The sequence below is a fragment of the Nostoc sp. DedQUE04 genome (assembly GCF_034530995.1).
Taxonomy (GTDB): Bacteria; Cyanobacteriota; Cyanobacteriia; order Cyanobacteriales; family Nostocaceae; genus Nostoc.
Genome location: NZ_JAVRCA010000086.1, coordinates 18,459 through 32,693, shown reverse-complemented (window position 1 = coordinate 32,693; position 14,235 = coordinate 18,459). Strand labels below are relative to the sequence as shown.

Annotated in this window: 19 protein-coding genes; 4 read left to right on the top strand and 15 right to left on the bottom strand. The window is 40.2% G+C overall.

Features of this window, described 5'->3' with window-relative positions; all coding sequences use genetic code 11:
• Position 1: 1 nt before the first annotated feature.
• The 13 genes from RM049_RS35320 to RM049_RS35260 form a co-directional block, all read right to left on the bottom strand.
• On the bottom strand, positions 2 to 253 hold the full coding sequence (locus RM049_RS35320; RefSeq protein WP_322707532.1) for a hypothetical protein: 252 nt from the start codon (positions 251 to 253) through the stop codon (positions 2 to 4).
• A 42-nt stretch (positions 254 to 295) separates the two neighbouring features.
• A complete protein-coding gene (locus RM049_RS35315; RefSeq protein ID WP_322698372.1) occupies positions 296 to 502 on the bottom strand; it encodes a DUF2997 domain-containing protein in 207 nt (68 codons plus the stop codon).
• A gap of 3 nt (positions 503 to 505) precedes the next feature.
• Positions 506 to 955, bottom strand: a complete 450-nt coding sequence (locus tag RM049_RS35310; protein ID WP_322707531.1) for a DUF1257 domain-containing protein — start codon at positions 953 to 955, stop codon at positions 506 to 508.
• A 126-nt stretch (positions 956 to 1,081) separates the two neighbouring features.
• On the bottom strand, positions 1,082 to 2,155 hold the full coding sequence (locus RM049_RS35305; protein ID WP_322707530.1) for a hypothetical protein: 1,074 nt from the start codon (positions 2,153 to 2,155) through the stop codon (positions 1,082 to 1,084).
• A gap of 398 nt (positions 2,156 to 2,553) precedes the next feature.
• Positions 2,554 to 2,847: a hypothetical protein gene (locus RM049_RS35300; RefSeq protein ID WP_416212684.1), complete on the bottom strand. Its 294-nt coding sequence runs from the start codon at positions 2,845 to 2,847 to the stop codon at positions 2,554 to 2,556.
• A 37-nt stretch (positions 2,848 to 2,884) separates the two neighbouring features.
• Positions 2,885 to 3,169, bottom strand: coding sequence for a hypothetical protein (locus tag RM049_RS35295; protein ID WP_322698376.1), 285 nt, complete (start codon positions 3,167 to 3,169; stop codon positions 2,885 to 2,887).
• Between the two features lie 239 nt (positions 3,170 to 3,408).
• Positions 3,409 to 4,209 carry a DUF5895 domain-containing protein gene (locus tag RM049_RS35290; protein ID WP_322707529.1) on the bottom strand — a complete coding sequence of 267 codons (801 nt, stop codon included), beginning with the start codon at positions 4,207 to 4,209 and terminating at the stop codon, positions 3,409 to 3,411.
• Positions 4,210 to 4,263: 54 nt separating this feature from the next.
• Positions 4,264 to 4,386 carry a hypothetical protein gene (locus tag RM049_RS35285; RefSeq protein ID WP_322707528.1) on the bottom strand — a complete coding sequence of 41 codons (123 nt, stop codon included), beginning with the start codon at positions 4,384 to 4,386 and terminating at the stop codon, positions 4,264 to 4,266.
• 237 nt (positions 4,387 to 4,623) lie between these two features.
• The gene (locus RM049_RS35280; RefSeq protein ID WP_322707527.1) at positions 4,624 to 4,911 is read right to left on the bottom strand and encodes a hypothetical protein; all 288 of its coding nucleotides are present in this window, start codon (positions 4,909 to 4,911) and stop codon (positions 4,624 to 4,626) included.
• Between the two features lie 50 nt (positions 4,912 to 4,961).
• The gene (locus RM049_RS35275; RefSeq protein ID WP_322707535.1) at positions 4,962 to 5,339 is read right to left on the bottom strand and encodes a four helix bundle protein; all 378 of its coding nucleotides are present in this window, start codon (positions 5,337 to 5,339) and stop codon (positions 4,962 to 4,964) included.
• Positions 5,340 to 5,765: 426 nt separating this feature from the next.
• Positions 5,766 to 6,563, bottom strand: coding sequence for a hypothetical protein (locus RM049_RS35270; RefSeq protein WP_322707526.1), 798 nt, complete (start codon positions 6,561 to 6,563; stop codon positions 5,766 to 5,768).
• 650 nt (positions 6,564 to 7,213) lie between these two features.
• Positions 7,214 to 7,525: a helix-turn-helix transcriptional regulator gene (locus RM049_RS35265; protein ID WP_322707525.1), complete on the bottom strand. Its 312-nt coding sequence runs from the start codon at positions 7,523 to 7,525 to the stop codon at positions 7,214 to 7,216.
• Between the two features lie 10 nt (positions 7,526 to 7,535).
• Positions 7,536 to 7,661 (bottom strand): hypothetical protein, encoded by a 126-nt coding sequence (locus tag RM049_RS35260; protein ID WP_322707524.1) that lies wholly within the window; start codon positions 7,659 to 7,661, stop codon positions 7,536 to 7,538.
• Between the two features lie 394 nt (positions 7,662 to 8,055).
• Here RM049_RS35260 and RM049_RS35255 point away from each other — a divergent pair, with 394 nt between their 5' ends.
• Positions 8,056 to 8,541 (top strand): hypothetical protein, encoded by a 486-nt coding sequence (locus tag RM049_RS35255; protein ID WP_322702051.1) that lies wholly within the window; start codon positions 8,056 to 8,058, stop codon positions 8,539 to 8,541.
• 126 nt (positions 8,542 to 8,667) lie between these two features.
• Here the strand turns inward: RM049_RS35255 and RM049_RS35250 are convergent, their stop codons facing one another.
• Positions 8,668 to 9,420 carry an SDR family NAD(P)-dependent oxidoreductase gene (locus RM049_RS35250; RefSeq protein ID WP_322707523.1) on the bottom strand — a complete coding sequence of 251 codons (753 nt, stop codon included), beginning with the start codon at positions 9,418 to 9,420 and terminating at the stop codon, positions 8,668 to 8,670.
• Positions 9,421 to 9,758: 338 nt separating this feature from the next.
• Here RM049_RS35250 and RM049_RS35245 point away from each other — a divergent pair, with 338 nt between their 5' ends.
• The 3 genes from RM049_RS35245 to RM049_RS35235 all read left to right on the top strand — a co-directional run bounded on the left by RM049_RS35245 (position 9,759) and on the right by RM049_RS35235 (position 12,933).
• Complete coding sequence (locus RM049_RS35245) at positions 9,759 to 11,309, top strand: deoxyribodipyrimidine photo-lyase (RefSeq protein WP_322707522.1); 1,551 nt, start codon at positions 9,759 to 9,761, stop codon at positions 11,307 to 11,309.
• 88 nt (positions 11,310 to 11,397) lie between these two features.
• Entirely contained in the window at positions 11,398 to 12,294 is an 897-nt protein-coding gene (locus RM049_RS35240) for an alpha/beta hydrolase (RefSeq protein ID WP_322707521.1), read from the top strand.
• 60 nt (positions 12,295 to 12,354) lie between these two features.
• Positions 12,355 to 12,933, top strand: coding sequence for a hypothetical protein (locus RM049_RS35235; protein ID WP_322707519.1), 579 nt, complete (start codon positions 12,355 to 12,357; stop codon positions 12,931 to 12,933).
• A 15-nt stretch (positions 12,934 to 12,948) separates the two neighbouring features.
• Here the strand turns inward: RM049_RS35235 and RM049_RS35230 are convergent.
• A protein-coding gene (locus RM049_RS35230) for an ISAzo13 family transposase (RefSeq protein WP_322707534.1) occupies positions 12,949 to 14,180 on the bottom strand; the annotation gives its coding sequence in 2 pieces (ribosomal slippage) (positions 12,949 to 13,700 and positions 13,700 to 14,180; 1,233 coding nt in all).
• Positions 14,181 to 14,235 lie beyond the last annotated feature (55 nt).

Genomic DNA, 14,235 nt, shown 5'->3' with positions numbered 1-14,235 from the left:
TTCATTGTTTTTGATAAGGTAGTGGAGCTAGTTCATCGTGAGTATTAACAAGTCTCACGACTATTTCATAAACTTCGGCATCGCCGTCGAAAACCTCTGCTATACCGTTGTTCGCTTGGTAGGCGATCGCTGTTACTATGGCATTCAATAGCACACATAGCCCTTCAGTATTCGCTTTGATAATCACGGGCTGGCGTGTTTTCTGTTGTGCGTAAACGTGAACAAATGGGTATTCTTTAGCTAATTCGTTCATGATTCTTTTTAAGGGGGATGAAAATTGATTCCCCCATGTTCATTACTGACGTAAACGTGTTTGAGTGCTGTTCGTAGTCCGAAGCTGTGGTGCTGATTCTTCCTTGAAAGTGCGATCGCCTTCGACAACTCCCAATGCCTCCTCAAACGGCTGTGTCGCTGACAAGCAACTCAAACCCTCAAAACCTTCTGCCTCAACTCGTACTTCACCTGTAGCTGAATCAAAATGAATCAGTATTGAACGTTCCATAGTTTATCTCCTTGCATATTGTTGTATTTCTTGATGTCCGGCAAAGGTTAGGCGTAGGGTTTGCACAGTACCGTTAGTAGATTCTGCGATCGCACACTCCCCAAATTTTTCTTGTAATTCGGCAGCTTTAGCTCTCACCATCCGTTGTCCATAAGCCAGCATTAGTTTATTACTGAAAAAGTCTTGTCCCAACTTCGGAACTGTTTCGTAACTGTCGTGTATTATCTCGTACACGCCGCTTGACTGATTCCATTTGAACCCGATGTCTGCACGGGCTTGAATTGTGCGACCAGATACGATGATTTCAGCGCTTTGTCCTTGAGAGCCACCGTAGTATCCTTTTAGTGATTGTGGTGAGGAGTGAACTTGCGGTGATAGGTTTAGATCCGTGAGTGCAAAAATAAGACATTCACGATTAGTGAGTTTGGTTTTAACAGTTGAGAAGTGTGACATGAGAATTTTGTCCCTATAGCAGTAGAAGTGAGATATCCTTTTTGAGGTGAACACCCCAGAGGTGAACACCACATTTCCAATTCATTAGTTAGTCTTGAGCGATGCACCTTCGCCCAAGACTGTTTTTTACCTAAACTTGAAAGACATGACCGTAGCTTTCGATAAGCCCACGTCGTCAGCTGCAAGTGATTGTAGATTGCGTTGTTCATCTAACAACTTGGTGCGGATCTCTTGCATTTTTTGCTGCAATTGACTGCGCGTATCAGAACCAAGATTTTTAGACTCAATCGCTGGATCGTTAACGATAGAGTCCAAGTGCGCCATCATCGCCTCCAAGCTACTGCCAGCCTCCGGTGAAGCGTTTGCTAGTAGCACTTGAACCTTCATCAGATGACGCTCCATTTTCCTTTTAAACTGTATGGGTTTCCTCCCTGGTTCCCAATCAGCCAACTCTTCAAGCAACTGTGCGGCGAGTTGTTCACCGCCAGCTAGAGCAGATTCCCGTAGCCTTTGCTCCAGATTTTGGTCATACTGCTGAATGAACTTGGTAATCTGGTCTAGACATTCGGCTTGCTGCTGGTTCAGTTGTTCAGACAATGCCGGGATAATTACCGGACGACCAATGACGACTTGCAAATAGTCTTCAAGGTCGGTCAGAGTCGGGAATGCTCTTAACAAGTTGGCTTTGACTGACTCTTGCTTATCCTGTGCTAATTCCCAAGTGTTAAGTGAGAGGAACTGATCAATCCGCTCTTGGTAATCAAGCAACCCTGTTTCGTAATCAACTTTAAGCTGATTCCTTAAACTGGGAGCTACATTATCCCTAATATTGATTAACTGATTCCACACGAGTGGAGCTAAATCAATCGGACAAATCCAATCACCAGTATCACTACTCATCCACTCTTGAACTGAAGCAATCTCTTGCCTCAATTGGCCAGCAGCTTCATCCAATTTCTTAAATACCTTGATACCCCGCAAACCGACTTCGGAATTAGTAACTTTAACAAGGTCTGATTCTATTTCAGAAACTTCAGCTTGTAGTACATCTGCCCATTTAGGAGCAGCCGATTTTGTACTTTTTTTCAACTGAATACGAAATCTGATGCGGGTTTTATTTAATTGTGAGAAATTGTGGCGCTCGACTACTGCATCAGTTAGGAAATTTGTAGCGATAGTGTTGTCGATTACTTGTACCATTATTATTGACCTCAATCATTATTTTTCACTTTCGATTAAGCGAAGCTTTCTTTGTGGTGATTTCTCAAGAGAGCGAATGTCTATCAAGAAAGGGAAAGGGGTAAAGGGTAAAGGGTAAAGGGAACCACTAACTTAAAAGCAGGGGTTTCAAAGATGGACACTAATTTTTATCGCACTACGTGTCTTAAAAATCTTCTTTTTTATTCCTCGTATTTAAAAACAGAGGCTTTATACATTGTGGGGAAAAGTTCTTTATCCTTTCCTTTCCTTTCCTTTCCTTTCCCCCTTACCCCTTACCCTTTCCCCTTTTTTGGTGTAGCTCTATAGATTACTTTTGTAGAGCTATTCTGTAGGCGAATATGTCTTTTAATGACTGGTGGTTTATGTATGGACATGGCTTAAAATAGCTGAAGTTGCTGCGAATTATCCTGTACCACAGGCTTTTTATAAACCATGCCTTCGACTTCATAACACCGAGTCATAAGTTTGTTTCGATTTAGCCGAAAGCTGGCTTTTTTTCTTTGATTTGGCAGAGGGAGAAATAGATACTGTGGATGTTGGATGCTACCCTCATCTCCCAAATATCGACAATGTGTACCATTAATTTGGTAAACTTTTGATGAGCTTAACAGTGTCGCGTCATACAGTTTGATCAAATTTGTTTCCATCTTAGTAGCAGTGAAGTGTGCCATAATTTGTTGTGGAATCGATTTTTCTCTACAGTCAGATTTAATCAGCCTGACTGTAGAGTTTTTCACGCATAATCTGATTCAATTTCTTCTTTGATTCATCTGACAGAACATTAAAATCAAACTCTTCAGAGTTCAAAACTTCATCAAAACTTGTTGACTCATCGATAATATTGGCAATTAAACAAGATTCATCATCGTAGTTCCAGCCATTTGCTAGAAGCCACGGCAGAACTCCTTCAGATTGCAATAGTTTCTCAATGTCAAACGAGTCAGAAAACTGCTGTAAGTTTTTGATACTGGGGTGAACGATTGTAATAGTCATGGGGTATTTTAAATGATTGAAATACGTACAGCCCAATCAAAAGATGGGGAAAGGGGAAAGGGATTCATGAATTAAATTATCCTTAGAAAAGCAAGGTTTTTACCTTTTCCCCTGTCCCTTCTTTATTAGCTGTAGATAAGACTTGAGAACTGATCAAATATGCTTCCCTCATCGAAGGCAAGTAGGGAAGCATAAAGGCGAACGCAATTGCTGCAATCACCTCAATAAGTATTTGGTTATTAAGAAGATACATCCTCCCAGTAACCAACTTCATCGTCATAATTTGCTTGCATAGACTGCAATTTGTTGACGAAGTTAGCAAATTCTTCGTTAGTTAGTAACTGTCTTCCTTTTTTGCCATAGTTCTCTATAAGAAACTGTTTGCCCTTTTCCTCGCCCCAACCTAAAGCTTCAATCAATCGTTGTGACTCCATCATCAATTGATTGCGATCTAGTGCATGAGACGTATGCTTTGGTAAGTTATTGTTAGGCAATCCTTTTTTCCACCAATCGCTGACGGAATTATGCACAAGGGCAATTTCTTGAGCTATTGGTTTCTTGCCAATACAATAACTTTCCCAGTTGAGCGCAGTTGGCTTTTCGTATCCGTTACAGACACAGGCATTGGAAATTTGCCCCCCTTTCTCACGTTTCTCTGTTTTCAATGTGGGACAAAATACCCACATCGAATGCCAAAGTAAATTCTTCGGTTGGTGATGTTTGCCTTGAAAACTTGCATAAGCTTGTTCGCAGGTTTCACGGAATGCCATTAGTTGTTGATCAAACGAAACTTGAAACACTCCCCAAGCAGTTATTTGTACTGGTGCGATATGAAGAGGTTGATTTTGGGCATCGACGAAAATCACCATATACCGCCTACCGAATTTGTAAGCGTTTTTGTCCAAACCATCGCTGCTACGCCAAACTCCAATCACCTTTCTATCGTTTCCGTATAGCAGAGGCGATCGCCCAATCACAAGTATTCGTGGTTGTCTATAGAGAGCGCCAGGAATGCCTATCTTTTCATCGTTTTCGTCCAACTTATTAGTAAGAACTTTGTATTCTTTCCCACCAACTAGTTCTTTATTTTCGTATCATCCTGCTAATTGTTGATTTTCGTAAGCAATCCAAATGCCTGCGGGTGAAGGAATACTCTTTGCTGCTGGGGTTTTTTCGTATGCCTTGTGTTGAGCAGAATCAAAGTCAAAAGCTGTCATAGTAGCTGCTTGCCTTTCTTTAATGTTAGTTTTCGCAAAAAATAAGCGAAGCTTTAATTCTGAGTGGGTAATTCTGCATTATTTTCTTGATAGGTCATTGTTTAATATCAACAGATTTCACTCTCTCATTGGCGAAGCCGTTGATTTCAGATGTATCTATCAAGTACAGAGCCAATAAAACAGCGCTCTTGTTACTACAAAAGCGCTTTTTATTACTAATTATTTGCTTTGTACGGATTATTGATGTGGATTAAATCTTGCTAGCAAATCTTCACGAGATAATTCAAGACATAGGGGAGTAAATTCTTCTGGTGTTAACTGCAATAAACTATCGACTACTTTTGAAAGTTCTTCATCTACAGAACCAAACCGGAATCTTAACAAGTTTTCTACAACTTGACGGCGTTCAAGTTGTACTCCTTGCTCTACTCCCTCCTGTACCGCTTGCGCTCTTGCTTCTTGATAAGCTTCTGTTAAATTCATAATTAACTCCTGATCTTCTTCAGTTAAATCGGTTTGTGTCATCACGCTTATACGCCGAAACCAATTCGCAATTCGCAATTCGCAATTCGCAATTAGCTAGATGTTTTAGAGTTTATTTTATCTTTGATTTTTCGGGTAGAAGCAACTAAAATTTTTCCAATTTCTTTAGTTTCTTCAAGAAGAGGCTCAAACTGGCTTTTTTCAACTAATTCTGACTCGATTAATATCTCTAGCCAATATTCAGTTTCTCTTTCTTCCTTAAGTGCAATCTCTAATTTGTTAAGAAAATCTTTATTAGATTGAGCAGATTTGGCTTCTCTAACATTTGCACCAATGGAAGTACCACTACGAAGTAGTTGGTTTGACAATGTTCGACAAACTCCTGGCTTTTCATCTAAGAAACTACAAGCTTTAATTATTCTTATTGCTAATGCTTTAGTTCTATCAGCAATACTAATGTTTTGATTCATACATTTGGCTCCTTCCCTAAAATTGCGAATTGCGAATTGCGAATTGAGTTTGGCTTTGCGCTGAGAATCCGCAATCACAGTGAACAACTTCATGAAACAGTTACGTACTTCCGTCCTGCTGGGCTGATTCCGAAATGGTTCCAGTAGCGTTGTATTGAGTAGAGCAATTCTTCCCAGCAATCCTAGATTTTCCGCTTGGGCTTGTGGGGAAGGTAAAAATAATACATCTACAAATCTTGTTGCATCTGTTACTTCCCTGTTAATTTTCACTTCACCCAAAGGAGCCAGTAGCTCTTCTAAAAATTCCTTGGCAAATTTGTCGTGAGGTTGGTGAGGTTGTTGGGTCATTTTGCAAGAGCGAACTGTGTTTTATTTTACAAGGGTTGGTTATGGTTACATGGTGGGCATTAAAACCTACCATTTTACTTACGCTGCTATCAACTCCCGACAAACTTGCGGCAGTTCAATCGGAGCAGTTACCCTGGACAGTGCTTCTACAGCCTCTTTTACGCTCCAATACTGCACTCCATCGCCACACCGCCAATAGTAAGTTTTAGGGTCATTTTCCCAGACTTCATCAGCGTTTCTGACCTTGAAGAGTATGCCCAAAAACTCACCATCTAGATATACGTTGTGAGCCGTCTGGAGGTCAGTGCGTCCTACATAGGTTAGTCGATAGCCGTCTACTGGTTCGCACAAGTCTTCTGCACGAGTCCCGCGATAGGAGCAGTTACCGCAGCCGTGACCATCACAATCTGGACAGATGGCAGCAGGCATATTCCACTTCGGCAGGGTGAAATCCCATTCAGCAAGTGGGGTTAATAGTTGAGGCTTCTGCGAAGTGTAACAACCAGCGTGACCAATTACCTTGTCAGGATAGTATTGGACGCTTAACGATAGCCAATCACAATCACCTAACAAGCCTATTTTCTCAGCAGCTTGTTTTAATTCCTTTTCTTCCTTGTGATTGCGCTCTACTGGAGCAGAAAGACTCGCTTTTACCTCTGCAACAGCTCGTTTGAATGGCTCTTTGTGATATCGAGCATAGCCGTGGGTCATTTTTACCCAGACGATATCATCGCTGTTGATCCAGATAGTCACTACATCTTCGGGCTGACAGTTTTTGGAGTAGTCCGACTGGTTGACGATAGTTGCAATGATTTGGCGATCCTGTGTAGTTAGCGGATCTTTTATTGGCGCAGGGACTAAACTTTGTGTCATCATTAGAAATTGCCTCTTGTTTGGGGTAAAAAGGCGATCGCAGACTTTCTAGGGACGGCGATCGCCTTTTGTTTTGCGTGAACAATGTTGTGGTTTACCGCAACGCTCTCAAATTGTTTTGGCGTAGCCTCATATTTCTGAATTTCAGTTATTTTCTAGCAATAATTCACAGCACAAGGCTGTAGAGAAGGTATTAAACTCAAGTCGCAAGTAGACAAGCCGCAAGTCGCAAGTAAGTTTTGTAACGGGGATTTATACCCCGCAGACACATACTTGTGGCTTAATAGAAGCCGGAGACTTAAACTGAACCGTTTGAGAGTTCTTCACTTGCGACTTGCGACTTGCGACTTTGTTAAGCGGTTGCCCTAATTGCAGTATGAGTGGATTTATTGAGTGATCTTGAGTATCTCCCCCAGCCGACTTTACCTGGCGTACCTTGTGCTATACGACGGGGGGTTCTTGTTTCTCAAATCTATAGTTTTGTGTTAATCAAATCTGGGTTTGGGGTTAAGCGCTTCTTTGTTTTTCAAAAGAGGCATCGCGCTCGTCTCCTCTCTTATGATTACTATACTACTACGCTCACCAGTGGTTGTCAAGTGATTTATACTGGTGAGCGTAGTAAATAGTTTTCATTAACTGTTGTAATCTATGTTCTAAATAAGTGAAGTGATATCCCCATCTAAAGCAGCACAAAGTTTCTCTAGAATTTCTGTACTAACAGTCATCTGAGTTGGTTTCTTTGGTTTGTTAATAAAGACGTGAGGAGTCTCTAGCTGCTGAATATAAGCCACAGAAACTCCCACAGCATCAGATAGCTTTTGTCTACTATACCCAGCTTTGTCTCTTAGCTCTCTGAGTTTTTGGGCATTTTCTTCATTCCACCTAAACGCAGCGATGGGTGTTACATCTACTGTGATATTCATTTTTACTTTAATTTTATTTTCACTGCGCTCGCCAGTTGACATGATAATATGATTAATATACTGGTGTCAACCATAAGGCTACACCAAGCAAAGGTGAAAGCGATCGCTTGCCCATTAGCAATGCGATTATTTCAGCCTGCGTCAACCCAATTCGCAATTGTGAATTCGCAATTCGCAATTAAAATCAGTGGGGGCTTGAAACCCAGTAATTAACAATTAAGCAATTAAACGATTTCTCGTATTTAACTGCGAATTGCGAATTGCGAATTGCGAATTGTTTGGTCAACTGGAGAAACACAACACCTGTTCAAAGACACTTACGGTTAATTTCCTCAAGGTCAAGTGAAACTTACAAAGAATTCATTGCCGTAGAGATAAGAAACCGAAATCTAAAACTACTTAACGCCGCTTTGAGAATCCAGGCAAGGTTTAAGAATGGCTCTCACCAGCAGTAATCGTGGAAGGGTTTGAAAGTTGATATTGCTACCCTAATCTCTACCGACAGAAAGATTTATACAAACGACAAGAGGTTTAAGGTAGGTACAACCAACAGTAACGCAAGGAAAAAACAAATGAATCTACCTGCAACTGTTAGCACAAAACTCCAGAAAAGTGCGGCATTTATATTGCTTTCTTTAGCTTTAGTCGGTTTAGAAATTCCTTCTTCAAGTGGACAAAGCTTGCCAAATAGCTCAACCAAATCGGCTCCATTTGTTGATGGAACATATTTATACGGCGAAACTCCTAAACCTAATCAAATTGGGAAAGCCTACTTATTATTACAACGTCAACAAGGAAATATTGTCGGAGCTTTGTACTATCCTAATTCTGAGTTTAGTTGCTTTACAGGAAAACAGAATAACAACACAGTTTCTGCTAAATCACTTAGTTCCAATAAAGCAAAAACTGAAAATATGAAAATTAACCTATCTAATTTTCATCAAATCAAACTTATTAGCGCTAACGACCAACGCATCCTCACAGTCTGCAAGCAAACAACAGTTGCCTCTAAGCAATTAACTAATGAGATTACTAATCATATAGGCTTTATTGAATAACAAGACACAGATCACAACCTCAAAAGTCAGAGCAAAAGAGTAGGTAATTCGGCCCTACTCAGTAAACACTATTTTAAAATGCCTAAAATCAACACAACGATCGCACGCAAGTCAATTAATTAGTAATCAGAGGGCAGTGTAACCACCATCGATCAGGTGGAAGCTGCCAGTGACGAAAGAGGCTTGCTCGGACAATAGGAAGCTAACCATGTTTGCGACTTCCTCAGTTCGTGCAAGGCGACCTAAAGGATGCAAGTCAGCCATCTGCTTTCGCGCTGACTCTGGCAACTCTTGCATCTGAGGTGTATCAACATAACCTGGTCCGATTGCAGTCACCCGGATGCCCTGATTTGCGTATTCCAATGCTGCCGCCTTTGTCAGACCGATAATGCCGTGCTTGGCAGTGACATAGGGAGCAATACCCGCCACTCCGACCGCACCCGCGGCAGATGACATATTCACAATTGCCCCACCACCACTTTGGATGATTGCTGGAATTTCGTATTTTAGTCCAAAGAAAATGCCGTTAAGATTAGTCGCAATCACACGATGCCACCATTCAATCTCATAATCGGCGGTACTAATCCCATGCGGCCCGGTAAAGCCAGCATTATTGACTGCTAGGTTCAACCCGCCAAATCGCTCCACCGTTTCGGCTACCATTGCCTCCACAGCCCGATGGTCAGACACATCAGTTTCAATAACGTATGTCCGCCTGCCAGATGAATCCAACCGCCTAGCTACTTCCTGCGCTCCTTCGGCATTGATGTCTGCCAGAACGACCCGCGCACCGTTTTCGTACAGCTTGACAGCAATGGCTTCACCAAGACCTCTGGCTGCACCAGTGACAATAGCTATCTTGTTTGCAAACTCGGTCACTGGCTTATCCTCCAGGACAAACGCATCTAAATTGCTCTTGCTCACGACTAACCATAAAAACCAAGGAAAAAATTAGCGTTTTTCATTTGATTTCTTTTTCAAGCCTTAAAGCAACACCTGTGAAGGGCTAGACTAACGCCTAAACTGCTATCAATAAGTATAGCTTAATGCGATTGTATTTGAGCTTATTAGCAATAAAGCACCCCGATTGATTCTGATGTGACCGCCCTGCTTCAGGTGCTGCAAACCAACACTATCTTATTATGGACACTCAACTTCGACAGCAAAAGAAATTATTGGTACAAATGTATTGTAGGCTATGATAAGTTAGTTATATCATGCACCTTTTATGGTTTCGTCGGGATTTACGTTTAACCGATAATGAAATTGTCACCTCTTCATCTGATAATGGTGTAGCAGTAAAGCCATTCTTCATTATTGACCCTTGGTTTTATACCTGGGCTGATGTCGGAGCTGCTAGAGTCCGCTTCTTGTTTGAGTCATTGGAAAATCTCAACTCAAATCTGCAAACGTTAGGTAGTCAGCTGTACTTATTTGAAGGTAATTCTACAAACATCGTGCAAGAGTTGACTAGGCAGTTAATCATTGCAGGATATAAACCCAAACTTTTCTTTAACCGTGATGTGCAGGTAGAGTACGGTGTCAGCCGGGATAAAACCGTAGTTGATTTCTACAAACAGTTAAACCTTGATTACCATATTGGACTAAACAACTTTCTGCAATCAGCAGAGCAACGTGACGAGTGGTTTAAGGAATACTACACCTATCAAAGACAATCTCAATACAAAACACCAGCAACTATTAATACGCCTCAAATTAGGCTCAATCTACCACAGTTAACATTTGAAGAACTTAAACAAAAATACCATCGTTTTTGGGCAGTAGAGAAAGTTTACTTTCCAGGGGGCGAAACACAAGCACAAGCTAAACTAGACTCATTTCTCAAAAAAAGATATTACGGATACCATTGGAAACTTTCTCGTCCAATGCTCTCGCAGCTTGGGGCAACATCTCATTTATCACCACACTTAACCTTTGGGACTATTTCAACTCGCACTGTTTACCAAAGCACTAAAACCTTAGCAGAAGAATTAAAAGCTCAACCCAAAGCAGAATTCTCCCTCAAAACATTTCGAGACCGTTTGCGTTGGCATGATAGTTTTACGCAGCGACTCTATTTTCATCCAGAAATTGCTTACATTAACCGTTACAGGGAGTTTGATCAACTATATACCCCTTCAGCGTTATCAGGAGCAAAACAAGAATTATTCCAGGCGTGGCAACAAGGAATGACAGGCTTTCCATTGGTTGATGCCAGTATGCGACAACTCAAAACAATGGGTTGGATGAATTTTCGGATGCGGGCAATGTGTGCCACATTCCTAACTATTAACTGTGGGATTTCCTGGCATCACGGCGCTAGACATTATATGAACTATTTAGTAGATGGAGATTTAGCAATTAATAATTGGCAGTGGCAGATGCAGGCTGGTGCAACGAATCCACTGAGCGATACTTTCCGCATCTATAATCCGTCAAAGAATGTTGCCGAAAAAGACCCTCAAGGAGACTTTATTTACCACTGGATACCGGAACTACAGGGCTACAGTTTACTAGAAATTGAACAGGGAAAATACGTTGACAATAGTAACTATCCTAAAGCGATTCTAGATTGGTCAAAGACGCGTAAAGTTAATGGCAAAGTTGTTTCTGACTTACGAAAGCAAACCAAACAACGATTGTTAAGCCAAGGTGGAGATGAATACAACAACGCGAACGCTGCTAAAGTAACAGTTGAGAAATACTGGCAGCATCAAGACAGAGAGTACAAAGAATATCAAAAAAAGCTTACTGAGTTGCAGGAGTAAAGCTGACAAGCAAGAATAAATTAATGTGTAATTTTTTATTACAGTTAAATAATCTATCGCTTTCAAAACGCCTTATTGTATTGCTTCAATGTTGACTAATTTTCTGCCATTACAAGTTAATCAACTCAAAGACCCAGAGACGATCGCTTTCATCCAAAGTATCGAGAGAATTAACCTTGTTACCTCCTTGAGCGACCAACCAGTGTCCACAACCTATATTCACAAAGGTTGTGGAGTCACACCAATTCTGCTGCTTCACGGCTTCGACAGTTCCATCCTTGAGTTCCGCCTTCTTTTACCATTACTTGCTGCTCAAAATGAAACATGGGCAGTAGATTTGTTAGGTTTTGGCTTTACACAAAGACAAAAAGAAATAAGTTACAGCCCAACTACAATCAAAATTCACCTTTACAATTTTTGGAAAACTTTAATCAATAGACCAATCGTACTAGTAGGCGCATCAATGGGAGGTGCAACTGCAATCGATTTTACTCTCACTTATCCTCAAATTGTCAAATCGCTAGTATTAATTAATAGTTTAGGTTACACTAGTTCTCCTGCTTTTAGCAAATATTTATTTCCTCCTTTTGACTTTTTGGCTGTTGAATACCTGCGTCAGCGCCACATACTGGCATTAAACTTATGTAGTGTTTTACCTAATTTTGATTCCAAAATGCTTTTGGCAATTCAGTGCGCTATGCTGCATCAAGAAATGCCACTTTGGCATGATGCTATGATTGATTATGTCAAAACTGGAGGTTATACCAACTTGGCAGATAGAATTGCCAAAATTGAAAAACCAACACTGATTTTATGGGGAGAAGCTGATGCCATGCTTCCACTTGGAGATACAGAAAAATTTCAGCGCTCCATTGCCAATTCTCAATTAATAAAACTTAAAAACGGTGGTCATGCCCCTCAACTTGAACAGCCGCAAATCACATCTCAACATATTTTGCAATTTCTGAATAATAGAAAATTTTAATTGGCTTTAAGCTCTAATTTATTCTAAATTAATATTGAACAATACAATCTTTCATAATTAATGGAAAAAAAACTCAAGCTATTTGTTATAAGCGGATTGGTAGGATTAATGTTTGGCACTTCGGTTTTGTATAAATCCTTTGCCAAGAATCAAGCATTACAGGCGAGCGCCAATCAACCACAAACACTAATAGCTCAAGCAAACAGTACCACACCACCACAGTCAGCAATGACAGGATGGTTAGGTTTTGCAACTACAGCAAACAAAAACGGCGTATTTTTACCTTTGCTGCCTGTGAATGCAGATGCCCAGGTTGCACTTTTCTCAGATGCATGGGATCAAGTTAAACCCGGTACATCTCTAGTTGGTATCGCTGAAGGAATCAAACAACAGGTGAAATTTCATCGTTCTCAAGAAGAACCTTTTGGTTGTGAGAATAAGGGACTTCCAAAGAATAAATTATTCCAAGAAAAACAAGAAATATGTTTTCTCAAGAATGATAATCATTTTAAGGGGGAGAAAAGGGGTTGCCGAGGGCAACCCCTTTTCTCCCCCTCATCTATGCATGAAAAATCTATACACTTGTCATCTATTTTGAAGTTAAACAGTGTAGGATTAGTATGTTTTATAGCTAAATAAATGCTGTTATTAAAATCAAATAACTTTTGTTTTACTACAACAAATATCAATAAACCAATTACCTAAATTGGGGAAAAGTTCATGAGTAGAATCGGTTAGTCGCTCAATCTGTTTTTCAATTTGAGCCATAGCTTTTTTTGTAAGCTTGACCCCATTCTCATAAGTTTTGTGTACTAACTTAACGACTGGATGTTTCCCGTTCCATGTCATAGTGCTGGCAAAATTTAGAGCCGTTTCTAGTTCATTTAAAATGCTACCATTCCAGTGATTTTCTAGTACTGCCCACGTTCTTTCTATTGGATTATATTTACTATGATAGGGCGGATAATAAGCTAAACGTATATTTACTTGATGTTTTTGAGCAAACTCTACTATACGTTTCATAAATTGAGTACGCCGTGAGCTATTCTGTGGCCCGTTATCTTGATTGAGAAGTAGGGTTTGAATATCGGAAAAACGATGCTTTTGTTCTAACCAAAAATCTTCTAAAATATCAACAATAAAATCGCTTGTAACTTTCGACTCTGTAAAGTACAAAAATAGCTCATCAAGCTCTGGAAGAAAGATACCATAAGGAGTTACAGTTGTTTTTGGATTATAATCATGGTCATCAGCTTTCGCTCCATCCCGGCTTTTACCCCCTCGATCAAATGAGCCAATCTTAACGCGAGCTTTTCCGTCCATACTTAGACGTAAAACACTCTTATCTTCCGAAGCATCAATATTAACCATGTCTAATTGCTCAAAGATTGCGTCAGTTTGTGGGATTTTTTTTGAGGTTGAACTTTCTTTACTCTTCTAAGCTTGTAACCTAAATTATTTAATTTGACGCGAATTGTTTCTGATGTATGTAAATTTTTATCACTATAACCATACTTTTCGATTAATTGCTTTCTGACTTCGGCTGCACTGAGTCTAGTATATAGTCTTTGACTTTTAAAACTTGGATCAGTTTGACTATGGAAGTCAACTAAATTTTTTATGTCTTCTAAAAGATTTGGCAAGTGTTCTTCTGCTTTATAACGCCCTTTGCCACTCATGTTATCAACACAAATAATACCGCTTTTTAATTCTCTTGTTCCTTTGCGAATTGTGTCTCGATTCCATCCTAATTCTGATTGTGCAAGCCTTTGCCCCCCTAAACCTAAACCCTGAACTGTCTGTGCCATAAATTTGCGCTTTGCTGCACCCTTTAATTGAGATGCAGTTTCAATTAACAACTTTTTGAGAGAATCAGTTAATACTATAGCCACCAGTTACCACACCCAAAAACTCTGTCATTATTCAAATTACTACAAAAGG